The 22,609-nt window shown below is 29.9% G+C and carries 15 protein-coding genes, 1 pseudogene and 1 riboswitch; of the genes and pseudogenes, 1 reads left to right on the top strand and 15 read right to left on the bottom strand.

All coding sequences use genetic code 11. The annotated features are described in order from the left end of the window. Window positions 1–10 precede the first annotated feature (10 nt). Both purC and purE read right to left on the bottom strand, forming a co-directional pair. On the bottom strand, window positions 11–709 hold the full coding sequence (gene purC / locus H8923_RS13715; protein WP_153972508.1) for a phosphoribosylaminoimidazolesuccinocarboxamide synthase: 699 nt from the start codon (window positions 707–709) through the stop codon (window positions 11–13). Between the two features lie 4 nt (window positions 710–713). After that, window positions 714–1,190: a 5-(carboxyamino)imidazole ribonucleotide mutase gene (purE, locus tag H8923_RS13710; protein WP_153972507.1), complete on the bottom strand. Its 477-nt coding sequence runs from the start codon at window positions 1,188–1,190 to the stop codon at window positions 714–716. 394 nt (window positions 1,191–1,584) lie between these two features. On the opposite strand from purE, the gene H8923_RS13705 reads away from it, so the two are divergent. Continuing rightward, window positions 1,585–3,264, top strand: coding sequence for a formate--tetrahydrofolate ligase (locus tag H8923_RS13705; RefSeq protein ID WP_153972506.1), 1,680 nt, complete (start codon window positions 1,585–1,587; stop codon window positions 3,262–3,264). 112 nt (window positions 3,265–3,376) lie between these two features. Here the strand turns inward: H8923_RS13705 and H8923_RS13700 are convergent, their stop codons facing one another. The 13 genes and pseudogenes from H8923_RS13700 to H8923_RS17650 form a co-directional block, all read right to left on the bottom strand. Next, the gene (locus tag H8923_RS13700; RefSeq protein ID WP_153972505.1) at window positions 3,377–4,714 is read right to left on the bottom strand and encodes an NCS2 family permease; all 1,338 of its coding nucleotides are present in this window, start codon (window positions 4,712–4,714) and stop codon (window positions 3,377–3,379) included. A gap of 209 nt (window positions 4,715–4,923) precedes the next feature. Then, a complete protein-coding gene (locus H8923_RS13695; RefSeq protein WP_153972504.1) occupies window positions 4,924–5,946 on the bottom strand; it encodes a BMP family lipoprotein in 1,023 nt (340 codons plus the stop codon). Window positions 5,947–6,057: 111 nt separating this feature from the next. Next, on the bottom strand, window positions 6,058–7,593 hold the full coding sequence (gene guaA / locus H8923_RS13690) for a glutamine-hydrolyzing GMP synthase (protein WP_153972503.1): 1,536 nt from the start codon (window positions 7,591–7,593) through the stop codon (window positions 6,058–6,060). A 4-nt stretch (window positions 7,594–7,597) separates the two neighbouring features. Further along, window positions 7,598–9,061, bottom strand: a complete 1,464-nt coding sequence (gene guaB, locus H8923_RS13685) for an IMP dehydrogenase (RefSeq protein ID WP_153972502.1) — start codon at window positions 9,059–9,061, stop codon at window positions 7,598–7,600. Window positions 9,062–9,272: 211 nt separating this feature from the next. Further along, window positions 9,273–9,374: riboswitch (purine riboswitch) on the bottom strand. Window positions 9,375–9,415: 41 nt separating this feature from the next. Further along, a pseudogene (gene larC, locus H8923_RS17655) lies at window positions 9,416–10,548 on the bottom strand (nickel pincer cofactor biosynthesis protein LarC). Between the two features lie 63 nt (window positions 10,549–10,611). After that, window positions 10,612–11,355 (bottom strand): nickel pincer cofactor biosynthesis protein LarB, encoded by a 744-nt coding sequence (gene larB / locus H8923_RS13670; protein ID WP_153972499.1) that lies wholly within the window; start codon window positions 11,353–11,355, stop codon window positions 10,612–10,614. Window positions 11,356–11,515: 160 nt separating this feature from the next. Next, on the bottom strand, window positions 11,516–12,982 hold the full coding sequence (locus H8923_RS13665; RefSeq protein ID WP_147540933.1) for an MFS transporter: 1,467 nt from the start codon (window positions 12,980–12,982) through the stop codon (window positions 11,516–11,518). Window positions 12,983–13,396: 414 nt separating this feature from the next. Further along, entirely contained in the window at window positions 13,397–14,581 is a 1,185-nt protein-coding gene (locus H8923_RS13660) for a helix-turn-helix transcriptional regulator (RefSeq protein WP_153972498.1), read from the bottom strand. Between the two features lie 115 nt (window positions 14,582–14,696). Next, a complete protein-coding gene (locus H8923_RS13655) occupies window positions 14,697–16,136 on the bottom strand; it encodes an MFS transporter (RefSeq protein ID WP_153972497.1) in 1,440 nt (479 codons plus the stop codon). A 386-nt stretch (window positions 16,137–16,522) separates the two neighbouring features. Beyond that, window positions 16,523–18,016 (bottom strand): MFS transporter, encoded by a 1,494-nt coding sequence (locus H8923_RS13650; protein ID WP_243139981.1) that lies wholly within the window; start codon window positions 18,014–18,016, stop codon window positions 16,523–16,525. 312 nt (window positions 18,017–18,328) lie between these two features. Further along, complete coding sequence (locus H8923_RS13645; RefSeq protein WP_153972496.1) at window positions 18,329–19,186, bottom strand: sugar phosphate isomerase/epimerase family protein; 858 nt, start codon at window positions 19,184–19,186, stop codon at window positions 18,329–18,331. Window position 19,187: 1 nt separating this feature from the next. Continuing rightward, window positions 19,188–20,189, bottom strand: a complete 1,002-nt coding sequence (locus tag H8923_RS13640; RefSeq protein ID WP_153972495.1) for a Gfo/Idh/MocA family protein — start codon at window positions 20,187–20,189, stop codon at window positions 19,188–19,190. 25 nt (window positions 20,190–20,214) lie between these two features. Then, window positions 20,215–22,296 carry a Gfo/Idh/MocA family protein gene (locus tag H8923_RS17650; protein ID WP_317982880.1) on the bottom strand — a complete coding sequence of 694 codons (2,082 nt, stop codon included), beginning with the start codon at window positions 22,294–22,296 and terminating at the stop codon, window positions 20,215–20,217. Window positions 22,297–22,609: the final 313 nt, after the last annotated feature.

Here is a 22,609-nt window from a genome sequence, read left to right as displayed (position 1 = left end):
GAATTTCCCCCTATTTACAATTCATTCTAGCAAGAACTTCTTCATAACCTTGAACAAGGTCACCTAGATCTCTTCTAAATCTATCTTTATCTAACTTTTCATTTGTGTGTACATCCCATAGTCTACAAGTATCAGGTGATATTTCATCAGCTAATATAATATTTCCATCTACATCTTTACCGAATTCTAATTTGAAATCTACTAATTTCAAGTTCATTTTTAAGAAAAACTCTTTCATTAATTCATTAATTTTTAAGGTTTGATCTTTTAAGAATGCTATTTCTCCTCTAGTTGCTAGTTTCATTGCAACTGCATGATCTTCATTTAACATCGGATCTCCATATTCATCATTTTTATAGCTTAGTTCAAATATTGGTTCATCTAAAACTAAACCTTCTTCTATTCCATATCTTTTACAGAATGAACCCGCTGTTATGTTTCTAATTATTACTTCAAGTGGCAATATTTCAACTTTTTTTACTAACATTTCTCTATCTGATAAACTTTTTACGAAGTGTGTATTGATTTGATTATCGTGTAACATTTCAAACATGATTGTTGATATTTTGTTATTTAATATTCCTTTTGATGATATTGTTGCTTTTTTTTCTCCATTGAATGCTGTTGCATCGTCTTTAAAATAAACTATAAACTCATTTTCATTTTCTGTTGAATAAACTTGTTTTGCTTTTCCCTCATATAATAACATTGTATTACCCCCTTAAGTTTTTATCGTCTTCTAATACTTTTTGTTCCATTTCTTCTCTATATAAAACTAAATCGTCTTTAATCTTCGGATATTTTAAACTCATTATTTGAAGTGCCAATAAAGCGGCATTTACCCCCCCATCAATTGCTACTGTAGCAACTGGAACTCCTTTTGGCATTTGAACTATTGATAAAAGTGAATCTAATCCATCCATAGTCGATGACTTTATTGGTAATCCAATAACAGGAATTAATGTCTGCGAAGCTATTACTCCTGGTAGATGTGCAGCTTTTCCTGCTGCTCCTATTATTACATCGACTTCACCTTCTATTTCATTTAAAAACTGAGCTAATTGCACAGGAGTTCTATGTGCTGATAAGGCTCTTGCTATTACCTCTACACCATATTTTTCTAATAACTCTATACCTTCTTGAACTTTAGGATAATCTGATTTTGATCCCATAACTACTGCTACTTTCATCAATTTCCCTCTTTTCTTTATATCTAAATTTATTTAACCGCATATCATCCGTGCTATAATACGAACTTTATAACTAAATATTATTATAATATACACATTATTGCAACTAATATTTTTATTTTACCAACCTTTTAAATCTAATTAATGAAGTAATTTCGTTGATATTTCAATATTTAATATTATTTCATATTATCAATTACTTTTAGACATAAAATTTAAATTATATGTACCAATACGAATTTTATGATATAATTTAGATAAATAGTTTTAGAAAGTAAATTAATGGTATAATTATCAATACTAAATTAAAATTCAATAATAACTTTTATTTTATATTTATTATTTATTTATAGATAAATTATTGAATACTTATAACTTATGGAGGAGATTATTTATGGCATTTAAATCAGACATTGAGATAGCTCAAGAAGCTAAGCCCAAAGATATTAGAGATATAGCAAAAAAACTAAATATAAAAGAAGATGATATAGATTTATATGGGAAATATAAAGCTAAAGTTGATTATAATTTATTAAAAAGAAATAATACTAATAAAAAAGCAAAAGTTATATTAACAACTGCAATAAACCCAACACCAGCTGGAGAAGGAAAGACTACAACAACTATCGGTGTTGCTGATGCTTTATCTAAACTAGGCAAAAACACATTAGTTGCTTTAAGAGAACCATCTTTAGGGCCTGTGTTCGGAATAAAAGGTGGTGCTGCTGGTGGAGGTTATTCTCAAGTAATACCTATGGAAGATATAAACTTACACTTTACAGGAGATTTACATGCTATAGGAGCTGCAAATAACTTATTGGCTGCTATGTTAGATAATCATATACATCAAGGAAATGAGCTAAATATAGATCTAAGAAGCATAACTTGGAGAAGATGCGTAGATATGAATGATAGACAACTTAGAAATATAGTCGATGGACTAGGTTCAAGGGTAGACGGAGTTACTAGAGAAGATGGATTCGATATAACTGTCGCTTCAGAAGTAATGGCTGCATTCTGTCTTGCAAATGATATTGCTGATTTAAAAGAAAGATTAGGAAAAATAATCGTAGCTTATAACTATGAAGGGCAACCAGTCACAGCATCTAATTTAAAAGCTAACGGTGCTATGGCAGCTTTATTAAAAGATGCATTAAAGCCTAATTTAGTTCAAACATTAGAAGGTACTCCTGCATTTATACACGGTGGACCATTTGCAAATATAGCTCATGGATGTAATTCTGTAATAGCTACTAAAATGGCTATGAATTTTGCTGATTATGTAGTTACTGAAGGTGGATTTGGTGCAGACCTTGGTGCAGAAAAATTCCTAGATATAAAATGTAGAATGGCTGATATTCAACCGTCTGCAGTCATAATAGTAGCTACCGTTAGAGCACTAAAATACAATGGTGGAGCCTCTAAAACAGAATTAAATAATGAAAATCTAGAAGCTTTAGAAGCTGGTCTTCCAAATTTATTAAAACATGTAGAAAATATCACACAAGTATTCAAACTACCGGCTGTAGTTGCTATAAATGAATTCCCTACTGATACAGAAGCTGAAGTTGATTTAGTTAAGAAAAAGTGTCAAGAACTAGGTGTTAATGTTGCTGTGTCAAAAGTATGGGCTAATGGTGGTGAAGGTGGAATTGAACTAGCTGAGGAAGTATTAAGATTAATAGACGAAGAAGAAAACAACTTCCAATTTTGCTACGAAAATGAATTAGGTATTGAAGATAAGATAAATGCTATTGCTACAAAGATTTATGGTGCTGATGGTGTAATCTTCACATCCCAAGCTAAAAAAGAATTAGATAAGCTAGAATCCTTAGGTTTTGGAAATATGCCAATATGCATGGCTAAAACTCAGTATTCTTTAACTGATGATGCAACTAAATTAGGAAGGCCTAGTGGATTCAAAATAACTGTTAGACAATTAAATGTATCTGCTGGTGCAGGATTCATTGTCGCTCTTACGGGAAATATAATGAAGATGCCTGGACTACCAAAAGTTCCTGCTGCTGAAAAGATTGATATAAATGAAGATGGAGTTATTTCTGGTTTATTCTAATCATAACCTGCTCATTAATTATAATTAAATATAATTAAGTATTTTAAAATTAAAAGGCTATAAACTTAGAAATTACTAAGTTTATAGCCTTTACTTTATAATAAATTTTATTTTAATGGTTTATAAATACAAACTTTAAGGCAAATAGTATTGATAATACTATTAAGTATATATTAACCTCTTTTGATTTTCCTGTTGCTAATTTTAATATTGTGAATGATATTATACCAAATATTATTCCATCAGCTATACTATATGCAAATGGCATCATTGCTAATGTTAAGAACGCTGGTATTGCATTAGTAAAGTCATTAAAGTCTATTTCTTTTAATGAGCTAGCCATCATTACACCTACTATTATAAGTACTGGTGATGTAGCTTGCGTAGGTACTGCTATAAATAATGGTGATAGGAATAATGATAATAAAAATAGTATTCCTGTTGTCATTGCTGTTAATCCAGTTCTTCCACCTTCTCCGATACCAGATGCACTTTCTACATATGATGTTACTGTTGATGTTCCTAATAATGCACCTGCTGTTGTTGCTATTGCATCTGCAAATAAAGCTTGCTTAGCCCTCGGAAGTTTTCCATTCTCATCTAGTAAATTTCCTTTTGATGCTACACCTACTAAACATCCAACTGTATCAAATAAATCTACAAATAAGAATGTTATCACTATTACTAACATCTTTAAACTAAATATTTCATTAGTTGGTACGCTGAATGCTTGTAAGAATAATGGTTTTACAGACGGTACATTTGTTGATATTATACCTTGAGGTAAATTTACAAGTCCAAAAGTCATACCTATTGCTGATATAACTAACATAGCTATAAGGAATGCTCCTTTTACGTTCTTAGCGATTAATATACTCGCTATTATAATTCCCGCTATTGTTAATAAAACTAACGGGTCTCTCATATTACCTAACGCTAATATTGTTGATCCATTTACTACTAATCCTGCATTTGCTAATCCTATAAAAGCTATAAAAAGACCTATACCTGCAGTAACTGCATGTTTTAATACGGGTGGTATGCAATCTATAATTTTCTCTCTAACATTTGTCGCTGTAAGTATTATAAATATAATTCCTTCTATTAGTACTGCACATAAAGCAAATTGCCATGTATGTCCCATTCCTAATACTACTGTATAAGCAAAGAATGCATTTAGACCCATGCCTGGTGCTAATGCTATAGGGTAGTTTGCTAAAAGTGCCATCGCTGCACATCCTATGAATGCTGCTATTGCTGTCGCTGCAAATACTGCATTCTTATCCATCCCTGTTTCACCAAGAATATTTACATTAACAACAAGTATATATGCCATAGTCATAAATGTTGTTATACCTGCTATTATTTCCGTTTTTACATCTGTATTATGCTCTGATAATTTGAATACTTTTTCTAATAAACCTTTATTACTGGCTTGAGTAGCTTGCATATTCACCCTCCAATTACTTTTTATTATTTTTATTTTTATAGTTCGAATAATTGCTAACTTTACATTAGTTATTATATTATATAGTACATATTTTTGCAATAGAATTTAAACATTTCTATTTTTTTCAACAAAATAGTTCGTGTTTTATTTAAAAATAAAAATAGCTAGGTTAAATTCATATTTAATCTCATTAACCTAGCCTACTTTATTTATTTTTTAGAATCATACTCTGCTTTAGTAGCAGGAACTTTTATCTCGTCATTTTTAACTTTTTCCATCATTGTATTTACATAATCTAGTACATCTTTAGGTACAAGTTTTTCAGTAGAATCCGGTATTCCAACTCCATTTTCTTTTAAACCATATATTTTAGCTTCTCCGCCTTTTAAACTTCCTTCTACTAATTCTTTAACTGTATCATATACACCAACATTTACCTTTTTTAATGCTGAAGTTAATACATTATCTGGTGCTAAACTACTTTGATCTTTATCAACACCTATTGCATATTTATTATTTTCTTTTGCAGATTCGATAGCACCTAGCCCAGTTCCACCTGCAGCAGATAAGATTATATCTATGTTATTTCCATACATTTGATTTGCTATAGATTTACCTTTTGCTGCATCTGCAAATGTACCTGCATATTGAGCTTTAACATCTGCATCTTTATTAGATATTTTTACACCATACTTGAATCCATATTCAAATCTAGATATAACACTATTTTCCATACCACCTATAAATCCAACTTCATTAGTCTTAGTCATTTTTCCTGCTATAAGGCCAGTCAAGAATGTCGCTTCATTTTCCTTAAATAATATAGGTGTTACATTTTCAGGTATTGAGTCATAAGTTTCGTCTATTATTGCAAATTTTTGTTCTGGATAATTTTTAGCTTCTGTTTCTATATCATCCTTCATTGTATTTCCTACACCTATAACTAAGTCCATACCTTCATCTATAAGGCTATCTATATTCGATATATACTCCGATGCTTGTTTAGATTCTATAACCTTTATTTCAATGCCAAAATCATTCTTTGCTTGTTGAAGACCTTCCCATGCACTTTGGTTAAACGATTCATCATTTATTCCACCAGTATCTGCTACCATACCTACTTTTACAGTTTTACTTGTACTTCCTTGAGATGATTTATCTCCACAACCAACTAACATAGATGCAGATAAAATTGCAACTGTACTTAAAGCTACTATTTTCCTAAATTTCATTTTGTTTCCTCCTAGATGTCATTACATGTTGTCTATATTTTAAAATAAAAAAGAGCAATTTAATTATAATAAATTAATTTATTATAATTAAATTTGCCCCCTATTTTTATATTATTCCCACTCTATTGTTCCTGGTGGTTTAGAAGTTATATCATAAACTACTCTGTTTGCTCCATCAACTTCATTTACTATTCTATTTGATATTTTCTCTAAAACATCGTATGGCATTTTATACCAGTCAGAAGTCATTCCGTCAGAAGATGTAACGGCTCTTAAACCTACTAAGTAAGCATAAGTTCTTTCATCTCCCATAACTCCAACAGTCTTTACGTCTGGTAATGTAGCAAATGCTTGCCATATTTCCCTATATAAACCAGCTTTTTTAAGTTCATCCATATATATAGCATCAGCTTCTCTTAAGATGTCACATCTTTCTTTTGTAACTTCTCCTATAACTCTAATTCCTAATCCTGGTCCTGGGAATGGATGTCTGAATATTAATCCTTCTTCTATCCCTAATTCTAAACCTATTTTTCTAACTTCATCTTTGAATAATTCTCTTAATGGTTCAACTATTTGGAATTCTATATCTTCAGGTATTCCACCAACATTATGGTGTGATTTTATAGTAGCAGCTTCTCCATGTCCACTTTCTACTACGTCTGGATATATCGTTCCTTGTACTAAGAAGTCCATTTTCCCTAATTTAGCAGACTCTTCTTCAAATACTCTAATAAATTCTTCGCCTATTATTTTTCTCTTAGCTTCTGGCTCAGTTACTCCCTTTAACTTGCCTAAGAACCTATCTTCACAGTTAACTCTTATTAAGTTCATATCAAACTTATCTCTGAATATTCTTTCTACATCGTCACCTTCATTTTTTCTAAGTAAACCATGGTCAACGAATACACAAGTTAAGTTATCTCCTATAGCTCTGTGTACAAGCACTGCAGCTACTGATGAGTCAACCCCACCACTTAATGCACATAATACTTTCTTGTCACCTATTATAGCTTTTAATTCGTTTATTTTATCTTCTATAAATGTATCTGTAGTCCAATCTCCACTTACTTTACAAATATTATATAAGAAGTTTGTAAGAACTTTGTCTCCCTCTAAACAGTGTTCAACTTCTGGGTGGAATTGTACACCATATAGTTTCTTTTCTGTATTTTCCATAGCTGCTACTGGACAATCTTTAGTATGAGCAACTATTTTAAATCCTTCTGGAGTTCTATCTATTAAATCTGTATGACTCATCCAAACTATATTTGTAGACATTCCTTCAAATAAAGCTGACTCTTCATATGTTATTTCAGTTCTTCCATATTCTTTTTCACTCGCATTACCTTTTCTTACGTTACCACCTAATACATGAGACATTATTTGTACTCCGTAACATATCCCTAGTATTGGCACTCCAATTTCAAATATTTCTTTTGATATTGAAGGAGAATTTTCTAAGTATGCACTATTAGGTCCACCTGTAAATATTATTCCTTTTGGATTTTTTGCTTTTATTGTCTCTATATCTGTAGTATATGGTATTATTTCACAATATACATTATTTTCTCTTACTCTTCTTGCTATTAATTGATTATATTGTCCCCCAAAATCAACTACAAGTACTAATTCATGCTTTTTCATTTGTTTACATATCTCCTTGTGAACTATAATTTGGTGCTTCTTTACTTATTGTTATATCATGTGGATGACTTTCTTTTAAAGATGCCGCTGTAATTTTTACAAATTGAGCTTTTTCTTGTAAATCAACTATCGTTTCCGACCCACAGTATCCAAGTCCTGATCTTATTCCACCTATCATTTGGAATACTATATCTTCAACTTTGCCTTTGTACGGTACCATTCCTTCAACACCTTCTGGAACTAACTTCTTAGCATCATTTTGGAAGTATCTATCTTTAGATCCTCTTTCCATAGCTGCTATAGATCCCATACCTCTATATGTTTTGTATGATCTTCCTTTATAAAGAACTGTTTCCCCTGGACTTTCTTCTGTACCAGCAAACATTGATCCCATCATACAAACCGCTGCTCCACCTGCTAATGCTTTAACTATATCTCCAGAGTATTTTATACCACCATCTGCTATTATCGGTGTATCATATTTTGATGCAACTTCAGCACAATCCATAACTGCTGTTAACTGAGGGACACCAATTCCTGCAACAACTCTTGTTGTGCATATTGATCCAGGCCCTATCCCAACTTTAACACAATCTGCCCCTGCCTTTATTAAATCTTCTGTAGCTTGTGCAGTAGCAACATTTCCTGCTATTACCTGAAGTTCTGGATATACTTCTTTTATTCTTGTTACTGCATTTATTACCCCTCTAGAATGACCATGTGCACTATCTAAAACTATTACGTCTACGTTAGCCTTAACCAATGCTGTAACTCTTTCTATAAGGTCTGAACCTATTCCTACTGCTGCTCCACATAAAAGTCTTCCATGTGAATCTTTAGCTGAATTAGGATATTGTATTTTCTTTTCTATATCTTTTATTGTTATTAAACCTTTTAAATGGCCTTCACCATCTACAATAGGTAATTTTTCTATTTTATTTTTCTTTAGTATTGCTTGTGCTTCTACTAAATCAATTCCTTCTCTAGCAGTAACTAAATTTTCTTTAGTCATAGCTTCTTCAATACTTTTCTCCATATCATCTTCAAACTTTATATCTCTGTTTGTAATTATTCCAATTAATTTATTATCTTCATCTACAATAGGAACTCCAGATATTTTATATCTAGCCATAATATTATCTGCATCTTGTATTGTATGATTTTTAGTTAAATAGAAAGGATCTACTATAACACCACTTTCACTTCTTTTTACTTTATCAACCTCTAACGCTTGTTCTTCAATCGTCATATTCTTATGAATTATACCTATTCCACCTTGTCTAGCCATAGATATAGCCATTTTAGATTCTGTTACAGTGTCCATTCCAGCACTCATTAAAGGTATATTAAGTTTTATCTTTTTTGTCAGATGCGTTTCCGTCCTTACATTTTGTGGTAATACTTCAGATTTTTGTGGAACTAATAAAACATCATCAAACGTTAAACCTTCTTTTATTATCGTTGCCATAGTGTTTCTCCTTTCATTATTTGCTTTATCGAATTTTTTATTATATATTTTAAATTTTGTTCGTATTAAAAATAGTTAATAAAAAACCTGTATAGTAACTTCAATAATTTTCTTAGAAGTGAAATTACTATACAGGTCTTCAAAACATCTACTTATAGCTAACATACAGGGATATATAATCAGCCTATACATTCACTTTATCTGATGTTTTGCTAATAATAATTCCACTCATAGTCAAGATATTTACGGTATCCCGGTAGAGACTCCCAAACCTTATTTTTGGGTATATACGAGTGACTTTTAATTTCAATTTTTATTTCTTTAGGTGTATATAAATTTATCAAAATTTATTTACTATGTCAATAATTTCGTATCAATTTTCTGCTTTATTATACAGTTTATTTCAAAAAACACCTCATTCAAGCTAATATCGTAGTTTTTTGCTATTAATTTACATTCATCATACTCAGGAGTTGCCTTAATTAATTCATTATCATAGTATCCCAGCTTAACTTTAATTTTTCCATATTTGGTATCTATTGTTTCAAATTTTCTCTTGAGCTCTTCTCTGTTATATGTATTATATCTTACTCCAAAAGTACTTGTTTCTTTAAGCAAAATTTTTATAAACTTATCTAAATCTGATTCTTTGCATAAAATACATAATTTAATTGCAGGTCTATTTTTTTTCATATATATACTTTCTGTATATATATCTAATGCACCTTCTTCTAAAACTTTCTCATATAAATAAGAATATATTTCAGAAGACATATCATCAATATTACAGATTATCTCATAAACTATTTTTTGTTTTTTTTTATGCCTAAAACACTTCTTAGCATGTTCGGTAATTCAAATTTTTTATGTCCCATTCCATATCCTATTTGTTTTGGCTCAAACTCCAACTCATCTATAAATTCATGGCATAAGGCCTTTATTATAGCTGCTCCAGTAGGAGTTGTACATTCTCCCTTAACTGAATTTAACTTTATAGGAACCCCCTTTAATATTTCTAAGGTTGCAGGTGCTGGAACAGGCATTATTCCATGATCACATTTTACAAACCCTGATCCCACAGGAACGTTTGTTGCATATATTTTATCTACGCATAATAAATCAATAAGTATCGATGTCCCCACAATATCTACTATAGAGTCTATGGCTCCAACTTCATGAAAATGTATTTTGTCAATAGTTGTTCCATGTACATTAGCCTCAGCTTCACCTATAACCATAAATATTTTTTTAGCCATATTTTTTACATTATCATTTAATCTACTATTATCGATAATACTAAATATGTCTACTAAATGTCTATGTGCATTTTCTTCTTTTATAATAACATCTACATTTGTTCCCTTTATTCCACTTTCAATTTTAGAAACTATTTTTATTTCAAACTCATCATTTAAATTTAACTTACTTAATTCTTCTAAAAATATTTCTTTCGGTATTCCTAGATTTAACAGTGTTGCCAATGTCATATCTCCAGATATTCCATTTACTATATCAAAGTAAAGAATTCTTTGTTCCATTTTACTTTCCCCTTAATTTAGTTTATTGATCATTGAAGCTAAATATCCTGCTCCAAAACCGTTATCTATATTAACTACTGATATACCAGATGCACAACTATTTAACATGGTAAGAAGCGCTGATAACCCACCAAAATTGGCTCCATAACCTACAGAAGTTGGTACTGCTATAACAGGTACATCTACAAGCCCACCTACTACGCTCGGAAGAGCTCCTTCCATTCCTGCAACTACTATGATTACTCTTGCGCTATCTATTATGTGTTTTTTACTTAGTAATCTATGTATTCCAGCTACTCCTACATCATATACTCTTTCAACAGTGTTTCCCAAAAAAAGAGCAGTGTGATAAGCTTCATCCGCTACTGGTATATCCGAAGTTCCACCTGTAACAACCACAATTTTTCCTTTTCCTATATTTTCTATAGGGTGATTTTGTATCTTTAATATTTTTGAAAGTTGATCATATTCCGCATTAGGATAAATTGGTTTTATTTTTTCATAAGTTTCTTTTCTACATCTTGTACCTAATATATTGCTATCTTTTTTTATCATTTTCTCAATTATACCTAAAATTTGATAATCACTTTTACCTTCACAATATATTACTTCTGGGTAACCAGTCCTTACCTCTCTATGATGATCTATATTTGCATACCCTAAATCTTCATAAGGTAAATTTTTAAGCTTTTTCATAGCTACATCTATATCTATCTTATTATTTTTCACATCATCTAATAATTCTCTTAAGTCCATATATAGCTCCCTTTACATAAATACTATTTCTATATATTATACAGTATTTATAATGTAGATTATTATAAAATAATAATTTTTTATAAAAAAAGAGTATTACTTTACAATCTATAATAAATATAGAATTTATAAAATAATACTCTTTATATATATTTAACTATTATGCATTTAAAGCTTGATTTTCATCTTTTCTTATTTCATCTAATTTAGCTTGAACTTCTAGCATTTTCTTATCATCTAATGGATAGAATTTCATTGCTATTAATGAACATACCCATCCTATTATTGGAAGACCTATGAATAAGAATGCTGTTGCCCAGAATAACGCAGGTGTATATGCATCTGTTACTTCTGGCATTGTAGCTGTGTATCCTATTCCTGCTACAACAAATCCAACAACTGTAGTCGCAAATGATGATATCATTTTATCAACGAATGAGAATAAAGTTCCCATCATACCTGGAACGTATCTTCCAGTTAAATAAGTTTCATAATCTGCACAGTCTGCTATCATTGGTATAACTATACTACTTGAAACAGATTTAACACCGTTCGCTAAGCAATATATACCTATCCAAAGAGCTGTCATTATACCAAAGTTATCTAATGATATTTGAGCTGGATCTCCTATAAATATTACTAAGAATAATGCTAAATATCCTATTATTGATAACCAAGTTGTGGCAACTAATGCCTTTTTAGAACCGAATTTACTCGCATACTTAGTTCCAACTAATATTATTATAAATGTTGGTAACATTGTTATTAATGACATTTTTCCATATAAAGCATAGTTACCCATTACTATTCCGTATAACATAACCATAACAGAAGAGTTTCCTGCCGCTTGTAATGCTAATTTATCAGTTGCAGCTGATACTATAAGCATTTGTATAGCTCTATTTCCCTTTAATACACTTAAATAATCTTTAAACTTAACTTTGGCACCTTTATCACCTATACCAAAGAACTCTTCTCTATCCTTTTCCCATAAACCTATTATAGCAAGCACTGTACATATTGCTGATGCTATAACAGCTGATGTTGAGAATTCTGTCATCGCTGGTAATGTAAATCCACCGTACTTAGGTACTAGGTATGAAGAAGTATACATAGCTATACCACTTCCCATTAATAACATATAAGAACTATCGAATCTTGTAAATAATGGTCTTTGAGCTGGATCATTTGTTAAACAAGCTTGAGCTGCTTTTGTACAAGCTGTTTGGAATGTGTATCCTATAACATAAATTGCATACATTACTACAAAGAATATCACTCTTGGATTTCCCTCAGGTAATCTATGAGTAAAATTGTATAATATTAATGTACTAATTGCTAATATAATATTCCCTATTACCATCATAGGTCTAAATTTCCCAAATTTAGTATTTGTTTTATCAATTATAAATCCTATTATTGGATCAGTTACTGCATCGAACATACGCATAGATGTTAATAAAGAAGATATAAGAACAACTGCTATTCCTGCTGCACCAGTTGCATAATAAGATACGTACATCATTAAGAACATATAAAAGTTTGTTGCAATGTTGTTTAGAGCAAAAAGACCTATTTGCCATGTCTTAGCTCTGTTATAAGTTATGTTATTTGTATTTGCTGACATTTTACTTCCCCCTAGTATTCTATGATTTATTTTACCAACCACGAAGGATTTTGTTAGTTTTTTATCATTCAGTTATAATAATCTATAATTCCTTTACAAATCTATTAATTTCAATATTTACTTCGATTTTCTAACTATTTGTTATCGTTTTCCTTCGTTGCTATGTTACAATATTAGCATACTAGTTTTACCATTACAATACTTTTTTGATATTTTTTTATCGTATATTGATATTTTTTTAACCTAGTTAGAAAGCAGACCTTTATTTAGCTTTTTCCTTTAGATTCCATACTTTTCTACATATTTATTTTAAGTTTTCTTACTTTCTGTTTTTATTTTATATAAAATAGAAAAATAGTAATTTTTTAAAAGAAAATTACTATTTTTACATTTTCATAGTCTCTAAAATATAAATTAGTTATCACTTAACTTATACTCTTTTGGAGTTTTATTTTCAAATTGTTTGAAAATCTTTGTAAAATAATTTTTATTGTTATATCCAACCCGATATGCTATTTCCTCTATACTTAATAGTCTATTTTTAAGAAGGAGTTTAGATTCCCTTATTCTACTTTTATTTATCCAATGAGAAACCGTGCTTCCAGTTTCAAATTTGAATTTTCTAGCTAAATGAGATGGATTTACACAAAGTGCTTTTGCCACATCCTTTAAACTTATATCCTCAGTAAAATTCAAAGTAATGTACTTTATAGCCTTTGCAACTAATATAGAGTATCCTTGTGTTACATGATTGCTAATTAAAAAGCAATACTCCCTAACCATTTTATTTATTACTATATCTATTTCTTTAGCTTCCCTTGACCACTCTATATTCTTTATAACTTTTTCAGAAATATTATGGACTATATATGGATCTACGTTGCTTTCTACAGATGCCCTTCTCATTAAAGTATTCATATCTAATGCAAAAATTTTTTTATCTTTTAATTTATAATTTGAAAATTTATTTCCAAATTGAAAAAATTTATTTGAGATAATCCCTAAAGCTTTTTCTGGGTTATTTTGAACAATACAATGTATTAATTCATTTTCCATTAAATATCTTCTTTTTACAGATACTACATCCATATCATAGTTATTAGAAACTTTTTTGACGTCTTTTAACAAATCTTTCTTATTATCAATTTCCAAGTAAGAAACTTTTATCAAACTATCACTGATTAAATTTTTAAATATGTATGATATAGATTTTTCTTTCTTATCACTTATAATCGGTAATACATCATAAATCTCTCCAAAGTAACTATTTCCTTGTGATACTTCATCTACTTCACTCTTAACATATGGTCCAGCAATAATAACTCCTACGTATTTTTCATTATCATATATTCCAAATCCCATATACCTTAATTTCATTTCATTCTCAACAAAATATACGTATGTACTATCTTTAATTTTTATAGCATTGTTAATTAATTTATATACGTCATGTTCAATCTGCTCTATCTTTTCAGATGTTTTGTAACTATTGATTCTTGATAATGAATTTTCTAAATTGTTAAAAATAATAAGATTTAAACATACAAGTTCACTTATATGATCATAAACCATTTTTATATTATTATTATTTAACTCCATTGTCCCTACCCTCTTTACTAACCCAATGACTTTATATTTTACTTTACATAATATATTATATATTCAATATATACATAAAGCTGAGTTGATTTTTAACAACTCAGCTTTATGTATATTAAGCAACTGTATTTTTATTTTTTAATGCTTCTATTTCATATTGTACTTCTTCCATTTTCTCTGCAGTTAATGGATAAAACTTCATAGCTATTATAGACGCTAAATGACCTAATATAGGTACTATATACATACATCCCATAATTAACCAGAAGAAACTTCCTGTTGCTGCTGTACCTGGTTCTATTATTGCATTTCCAAGTCCTATCATAGCTAATCCTACTCCTAATAATGTTGATGAGAATGAGGATATTAATTTATCTACAAAAGAAAATAATGTTCCCATCATACCTGGTACAAATTTTCCGCTTCTATATGTTTCATAATCTGCACAATCTGCTATCATTGGTATAACCATATTTCCTGATACATTCATAAAACCTCTTTGTAATAATGTTAATCCCATAAATAATATTGTATTAAAGTTTAAAGCTGTTAATGATATATTATCGAATGGCTGTATAATTAAAAGTGCTATAAGCATTGCCATACTTCCCCAAGTTGTAACTACAAATGCTTTCTTTTGTCCCATCTTTCTCGCATAACCAACACCTATGAATGTTACTAATATTGTCATCGGTGTCATTATCGCTCCTATCTCTCCTGATAAAGATACATTTAATAATACATTTCCATAGAAGTATATTGTAGCTGCTTGGGCTAAACTCCCTGCTAATTTATCAGTAGATGCCGCAACAACTAACATTTGTATAGCTCTATTTCCCTTTATTATCGGCCAGTAATCTTTTATCTTAACTTGTTCATCTTTTTTTCCTACACCAAAGAATTCTTTTCTATCTTTTCCCCATATTCCTATCATCGCTAATATTGTTAGGAAGAATGATAATCCTCCAAACATAATTGCTACTTGTTTCCATAATCCTGGATCTAACATTCCTTTTTCAAACTTAGGCGGTAATATAGATGTTATTATAAGACCAGCAACTGCAAATAGAATTGTATTATATATACTATCAAATATTGCGAATATTGGTCTTTGCATTGGATCATTAGTTAAGACAGCTTGTGCTGCTTTTGTACAAGCTGTTTGGAATGTATAACCAAATATGTATATTATATATACACCTATTAAAACCGGAAGTTTAATGTCATTATCTAAAGTTGGTACAACTGCAAATATTAAATACATACAAGTTACTATAATTATATTCCCGACTAGCATGAATGGTCTGAATTTACCAAACTTACCATCTGTTTTATCAATAAATAAGCCTATTATTGGATCTGTTATACCATCAAATATTCTCATACTTGTAAGTATAACCCCTATTACTGCTGCCATTATTCCAAGAACGTTTTGTGAGAAAAATGCTAAGTACCCCATTAAACACATTGCAACATTTGTTGCCGTGTTGTTAAATGCAAATAATCCTATTTGCCAAGTTTTTGCGCGGTTGTAATTAGTTGTTTGTTGACTCATCTTGTATTTACTCTCCCCTTTATTATTTTTAACGATTTCCCATTTTTATAATTTAATGTTATTTTTTTATCTTGCATTTTATTAATATAAGATTCCTTACATTTCTGTATTTAACCTAGGGATAACGTTTTTCTTCATACTAGAATACTAACATACTTAAATACTTTTTTCAATAAATTTATGTATTTTTTGATATTTTTTTAACTATCTTAATTTCCTAATAATACTTTTTAAAATTATTCAAAACAAATATTTCTTCTTACTTATTTTCTTAAATTTAATAATAAAATTACCCATTATTTATATACAATGTCACCTTTCATATATAAATATATGCAAAAAGGATGAACTCTATATGAGTTCATCCTTAAACCACATTTTATATATTAAACTAATTCAGGCTCAGAGTTCTTAATTTCTTGTATATGAGTTTGAACTTCTTCCATTTTTTCTTTATCAAGCGGATAGAACTTCATAGCAATTAATGAGCATATCCATCCTATTATTGGCATACCTGCAAATAAGAACATAGTTACCCAAAATAATTGTGGAGTATATGCATCTGTTATATCTGGCATTTTATCCGTAAACCCTATTGCTGCAACTGAAAATGCTACTATCGTTGTTGCAAATGAAGATATTAACTTATCTATAAATGAGAATAATGTTCCCATCATTCCTGGTACGAAACGTCCACTTAAGTAAGTTTCATAATCCGCGCAGTCCGATATCATAGGTATAACAAAGGCTCCAGAAACTCCAGTAGCTCCTTTTGCTATTATATAAACTACTAAGAATACTATAGTCATTAATCCCATATCGTTTAAACGTATTTGTGTAGGATCACCTAAAACTAATACTGCAACTAATACTACGTATGAAATCATTGAGACCCAAGTTCCTACAACTAAAGCTTTCTTTTGTCCAAGCTTTTGAGCGTATTTTGTTCCTATCATAGTTATTATTATATTTGGTATCAAAACAATCATACCAATTGTACCACTTAAAGAATAATCTCCCATAACTATACCAAAGAACATTATACCCACTGTAGCATTTTGAGCAACACTTAATGCTATCTTATCTGTACAAGCAGCTACTACAAGCATTTGTAGCGCTCTATTTCCTTTTAATACTGGCCAGTAATCACGGAATTTAACTTCTACAGATTTATTTCCTAGACCAAAAAACTCTGTTCTATCTTTTGGCCATATACCATATACTGCTAAAACTGTTAATATGGCTGAACCTATTATAACTAAAGTTATTAATTCATGATATAATGAAATATTTCCAAATCCCCCATGTTTTGGAACTAAGTAACTTGCAACGTACATTTGCATTCCAGTAAAAAGTATTGCATTGTATATTGCATCGAATAAACCAAATTTAGGCCTTTTTGCTGGATTATTAGTCATACATGCTTGACCTGCTTTTGTACAAGCTGTTTGGCAAGTATAACCAATTATATATACTGCATAACATAATACAAAGTATATTAATCTAAAGTTTTCTGGAACTAAATGAACTGTTTTATATATTACAAAAGTCATTATACCTAATATAATATTACCTATAACCATATATGGCCTGAACTTACCAAATTTACCATCTGTTTTATCTATTAAGAATCCAACAACTGGGTCTGTTATACCATCAAATATACGCATTGCAGTTAATATAAATCCAACTACAGTAACCATTAATCCAGCAATACCTGTGGCATAATTAGCTAAGTACATCATACCCCACATATAAAGATTCGTAGCTGTATTGTTTAAAGCAAATAGAGCTAAACGCCAGCTAGGACAATCATTGTATAAATTTTCATTTTCAAAAGACTTATTTAATTTTTTTACTTCACTTTGCATATTACTCATTTTTAACTCCCCCTTTTTCGGTTTTAGAATAACGTTTTCCTAATCGTTAAAAATGAAACCAAACGCTTAAAATCCCCCTTGCGCATTTGATAACCCTTATAATTCCATCCTTCTACTTTATATATAATCCACAAAAGGATAACGTTTTCTATACTAGAATACTAACATACTCAAATACTATCCGCAATATATTCTCTAAAAATTTTGATATTTCTTTAACTTTCATATTTTAAAGTTTAGCATTGTCGAAATTTTAATATCACAACAATGCTAAACAATATAATAAATCTATAAACTTACATGAAGAATAAATTAAAATCTATCTCCAAAACCTAATTTTCTTAAGTTTCTAGCACTTATTTCTAAGCTTTCAAATGGATCTTTACCATATGTATCATCTTGCTCTATGAATATATGCTCTACGCCTGTTTCTGTTGCTAAATCTATTATTGCTTTCATATCTAAGCTTCCTTCACCAATTTCAGCAAATTGTACCATTTCAGCTAAACTTCTCATTATTTCTTGCATACCACCTGATAAATCTAAAGTTTGAGCTATTCTATAGTCTTTTATGTGTAGTATTTTAGTTCTTCCTTCTAGTTTCTTAATCCACTCTAAAGGATTAACTCCACCCCTTTGTAACCAATGAACATCAAGCTCAAATCCTAAGTACTCTGGATCACTTTCCTCAGCCATTATATCCATTATGTATTTACCATCATATTTGGCAAATTCAACATGATGATTATGATAATATAACTCTAAACCTTGCTCTTTAAGCCTTCTTCCCATTTCATTTAATTCTTTTGTATACTCAACTATTTTCTCTTTAGAGCCTAAACAATCAAAAGATATCATACCTATTCTTATATATTTACATCCTAAAGCTTTAGTATCTGCAACTATTTTATCAAAATCATCTCTTAAGTTTTCCATTTTCATACCTGGAGCCATCGCTTTTAAAGCTCCACTAGTTGCGCAAACTCTCATACCTAATTCGTCTAATGATTCTCTTATTGCTTCAACATTTTCTGGAGTCATAGGAACTTGAGATAGTTCTACTGTAGAAAATCCTATTTCTTTAACCTTTTTAAAAGTTTCTTTTATACCTAATTCTTCTATCTTATTTCTAAGCATCATCATTTGAACGCCTATTGTTGGTTTATTCATATTAATTCCCCCAATTAATTAATTTTTCTTCTTTAGATGAATTCCTAATACTGTCAATAATTCTCATGGAATTAGATGCATCACTGACTCTAATATAATTATCTGTATCATTAATTAGACAATTATAGTAGTTAGATATAAGCTCTGCATGACTTGATCCATAATAATGCTTTGCACCTTCAAATAATTTATCTTTAACAACTATTTCTTGAGTTCCATTCTCATACTTGTAAAGTGTACTATCTTTTATCACAAATCTTATATTTTCAAATATGGCTTCTATTTCAACACTAGAATTATCTGCATAAGCTATAGTCGATATAAAAGTACCTCTAGCACCATTCTTAAAGTTTATATTAGCCATAGCTGTATCTTCAACTTCAATATCATAATTTAATAAATTACTTATATTACCTTTAACAGACTCTATCTCTCCACCAAGTAGTTGAATTAAGTCTATTGTGTGTATTGCTTGGTTTATCATTACACCACCGCCAGAATACTCCATTTTGCCTCTCCAAGGCTTAGTAGTATAATATGACTCTGGTCTATTCCAAGCTACTATACCTTTTATTGCCTTTACATTTCCATACTTTTTCGATTCTATCACTTCTAATAAAGTTTTAACTGTATGGTTATATCTATTTTGTAAACAGATGCAAATATTTGCATCTGTTTCTTTATCTAATTCATTAAACTTTTCCACTTCTTCTGTATTAAGACAAAGAGGTTTTTCTAAAAGTACATTGACCTTTTTAGAAGTTATTTCTTTAGTAACTGGATAATGAAGGTAATGTGGTAAACATATATGAACGCAATCTAAATTTTCTTTTTCAATCATTTCATTGTAGTCAGTATAAAAATTAGCACCTTCTACTAAATTCATTTTAGTCTCATCTATGTCACATACAGCTACAAGTTCAGCTTTATCACTTAACTTAATTGCATTAATATGAACTGTTGAAACATCTCCTAAACCTATAACACCAACCCTAAGTGCCATATATATTCCCTCTTTCGTTTATATATTATACAGTTTCTAATTCAGCCTCTTTTTTAGCTTCTAATTCCTCTGCTTTTCTCTTTTCTAATTCTTCTAAGAATAAATCTTCATCAAATGGTATTTCTACATCTTGTCCTAACCAACTAGATAAGTGCATAGCATTTGCTATAGTAACACCTTTTATTCCATCTGTTCCAGGTGCTAATAATGGAGTTCCTTCTAATATTGCTTTTGTAAAGTTTATCATAACATTTATATGTTGAGTTCCCCATTGGTCTGGTATTTCAAATTCTTCGACATCCATTAAATCAGACATACCTTGTCCTCTAAATAAGTTAGCAACATCTGCAAATGTCATTTTTTCATTTAATTCAGTTTCAGATTCTTTTAATCTGCTAACAGTTACTTTTTTACTTCCTTCAACTAATATCTTACCTTTATCTCCATGTATTTCAAATCTATCAGTTCCCATTATGTCATGTGTACAAGTTATGAATGTACCAGTAGCTCCATTTTCATACTCAACGAAAGCTGTAACATCATCTTCAACAACTATATTTCTATGAGAACCATATTGTAAATTAGCTCTTACCTTTGTAGGCATTCCACATATCCATTGCCATAAATCTATTTGATGAGGTGCTTGATTAGCAAGAACTCCTCCACCTTCTCCATTCCATGTTGCTCTCCAGCTACTCATATCATAGTAAGCTTGTGGTCTCCACCAAGTAGTTATTATCCAGTTAGTTCTTCTTATTTCCCCTATTTCTCCATTAGCAACTATCTCTTTTATTCTTTGGTATAAAGGATTTGTTCTTTGATTAAACATCATTCCAAATACTAAGTGTGGTTTAGATTCTGCTAATTCATTCATTTCTCTTACTTTTTTTGTATAAACACCAGCTGGCTTTTCAACTAATGTATGTAAATCTCTATTTAATGCTTCTATTGCTATTACTGGATGATCGTAGTGAGGTGTAGCTATAAGAACTGCATCTATTTCCCCACTATCTAACATATCTATATAATTATCGTAGAATTTAACGTCTTGAGGTAATTTTTCTGCTGCCCATTCTTTCTTTTGTGGGTTAACATCACAAACAGCTGTTAAAACTGCATTTTCAACTTTTCCTCCAGCTAACCATTCTGAATGTGATCCACCCATTTGTCCTATACCAACTATACCAAATCTTACTTGTTTCATATTTTCTACCCCCATTTTCTTTATTCTAAAATCTATGCTCTTTAATATGTTAACTAAAGAGTTATATTGAAGTGCATAAGCACTTTTACCATCTAATCCCTTGTCTTTTTTTATTATACTGTTTACATCTTCTAGTTCTAAATCTTTTAATGAATCAAATATAACAAGATGTGGTTCTAAAGTTAAGAAACCTTTGTAACCATTTTTTATTGCATCAGTTAAAATTTCTTCTATTTTACCTTGACCAGTTCCACATACTACGTTTTCTTTATCTTCTTTCACAGCATCTTTTATATGGTAGTAAACTATGTGTTCTTTTAACAATTCATAGCATTCTCTAGTGTCTTCCATACATTGAACAAAGTTAGCAAAATCAAATATTCCCTTAAAATGTTCAGAACCAACTTCATTAAATATTGTTAAACATCTACTAGATATATCTCCATATATATCTTTTTCATTTTCATGAAGAAGAACTATATCATATTTTTCAGCTATTTTCGTAAATATCCTTAACTTATTAATAACTTCATCTTTATAGTCTTCTGGATTTTTATCCTTTGGCATATAAAAACTAAACATTCTTATATACTTACAATCTAGAATCTTAGCCATCTGACAAATCTTTTCTAGTAAACAAACTTGTTTTTCAAATCCTTCTTCATCATCAATAAACACTTTTCCTATAGGAGACCCTATAGAAGAAACTTTTACTTTGTATTCATCTAATTTAGGTTTTATATATTCCTTAACTTCTTCAATTGTGTATTCACTAAAATTTTTCTCATTTACTCCTCTTATAGATATGTATTCCATACCTAAGTTTTTAACTGTTTCTAGCTGAGTATCAAAATCGCTGCTTATTTCATCTGAGAAACCAGATACATGTATATTTTCTAACATACACTTCCCCCTTTTCTTGATTTCAATTGTTATTTTCTTAACCAAAATTGCTCATTTTAATATTCGACACAAAATCTAATTATAAGTTTTTTTACTAAATCAAACCTATTTTAACACCTAAACCCTTTTTAAAATACGTTTTCCTTACTATATTAGTATACTAACATATTTATGTTAAAAATTCAACAACTTTATTTCCATATTATGTATTGATTCTAAATTTTCAAACTCTTCGAAGCAAAATTTCTTATTTACATATTTAATAGTTCGAATTATAAATAATCAATAAAACAGATAATTTATAATCCCCTTA

It is taken from the genome of Romboutsia faecis (assembly GCF_014323405.1).
Lineage (GTDB): Bacteria > Bacillota > Clostridia > Peptostreptococcales > Peptostreptococcaceae > Romboutsia_E > Romboutsia_E faecis.
This window is presented reverse-complemented; position numbering and strand designations above follow the sequence as displayed.

Coding starts and splice junctions, on each gene's coding strand:
- purC (WP_153972508.1), bottom strand. CDS start 709: ATGTTATTATATGAGGGAAAAGCAAAACAAGTTTATTCAACAGAAAAT.
- purE (WP_153972507.1), bottom strand. CDS start 1,190: ATGAAAGTAGCAGTAGTTATGGGATCAAAATCAGATTATCCTAAAGTT.
- H8923_RS13705 (WP_153972506.1), top strand. CDS start 1,585: ATGGCATTTAAATCAGACATTGAGATAGCTCAAGAAGCTAAGCCCAAA.
- H8923_RS13700 (WP_153972505.1), bottom strand. CDS start 4,714: ATGCAAGCTACTCAAGCCAGTAATAAAGGTTTATTAGAAAAAGTATTC.
- H8923_RS13695 (WP_153972504.1), bottom strand. CDS start 5,946: ATGAAATTTAGGAAAATAGTAGCTTTAAGTACAGTTGCAATTTTATCT.
- guaA (WP_153972503.1), bottom strand. CDS start 7,593: ATGAAAAAGCATGAATTAGTACTTGTAGTTGATTTTGGGGGACAATAT.
- guaB (WP_153972502.1), bottom strand. CDS start 9,061: ATGGCAACGATAATAAAAGAAGGTTTAACGTTTGATGATGTTTTATTA.
- larB (WP_153972499.1), bottom strand. CDS start 11,355: ATGGACTTAAGAGAATTATTAGATGATGTGAAAAATAATAAGATAGAT.
- H8923_RS13665 (WP_147540933.1), bottom strand. CDS start 12,982: ATGTCAGCAAATACAAATAACATAACTTATAACAGAGCTAAGACATGG.
- H8923_RS13660 (WP_153972498.1), bottom strand. CDS start 14,581: ATGGAGTTAAATAATAATAATATAAAAATGGTTTATGATCATATAAGT.
- H8923_RS13655 (WP_153972497.1), bottom strand. CDS start 16,136: ATGAGTCAACAAACAACTAATTACAACCGCGCAAAAACTTGGCAAATA.
- H8923_RS13650 (WP_243139981.1), bottom strand. CDS start 18,016: ATGAGTAATATGCAAAGTGAAGTAAAAAAATTAAATAAGTCTTTTGAA.
- H8923_RS13645 (WP_153972496.1), bottom strand. CDS start 19,186: ATGAATAAACCAACAATAGGCGTTCAAATGATGATGCTTAGAAATAAG.
- H8923_RS13640 (WP_153972495.1), bottom strand. CDS start 20,189: ATGGCACTTAGGGTTGGTGTTATAGGTTTAGGAGATGTTTCAACAGTT.
- H8923_RS17650 (WP_317982880.1), bottom strand. CDS start 22,296: ATGTTAGAAAATATACATGTATCTGGTTTCTCAGATGAAATAAGCAGC.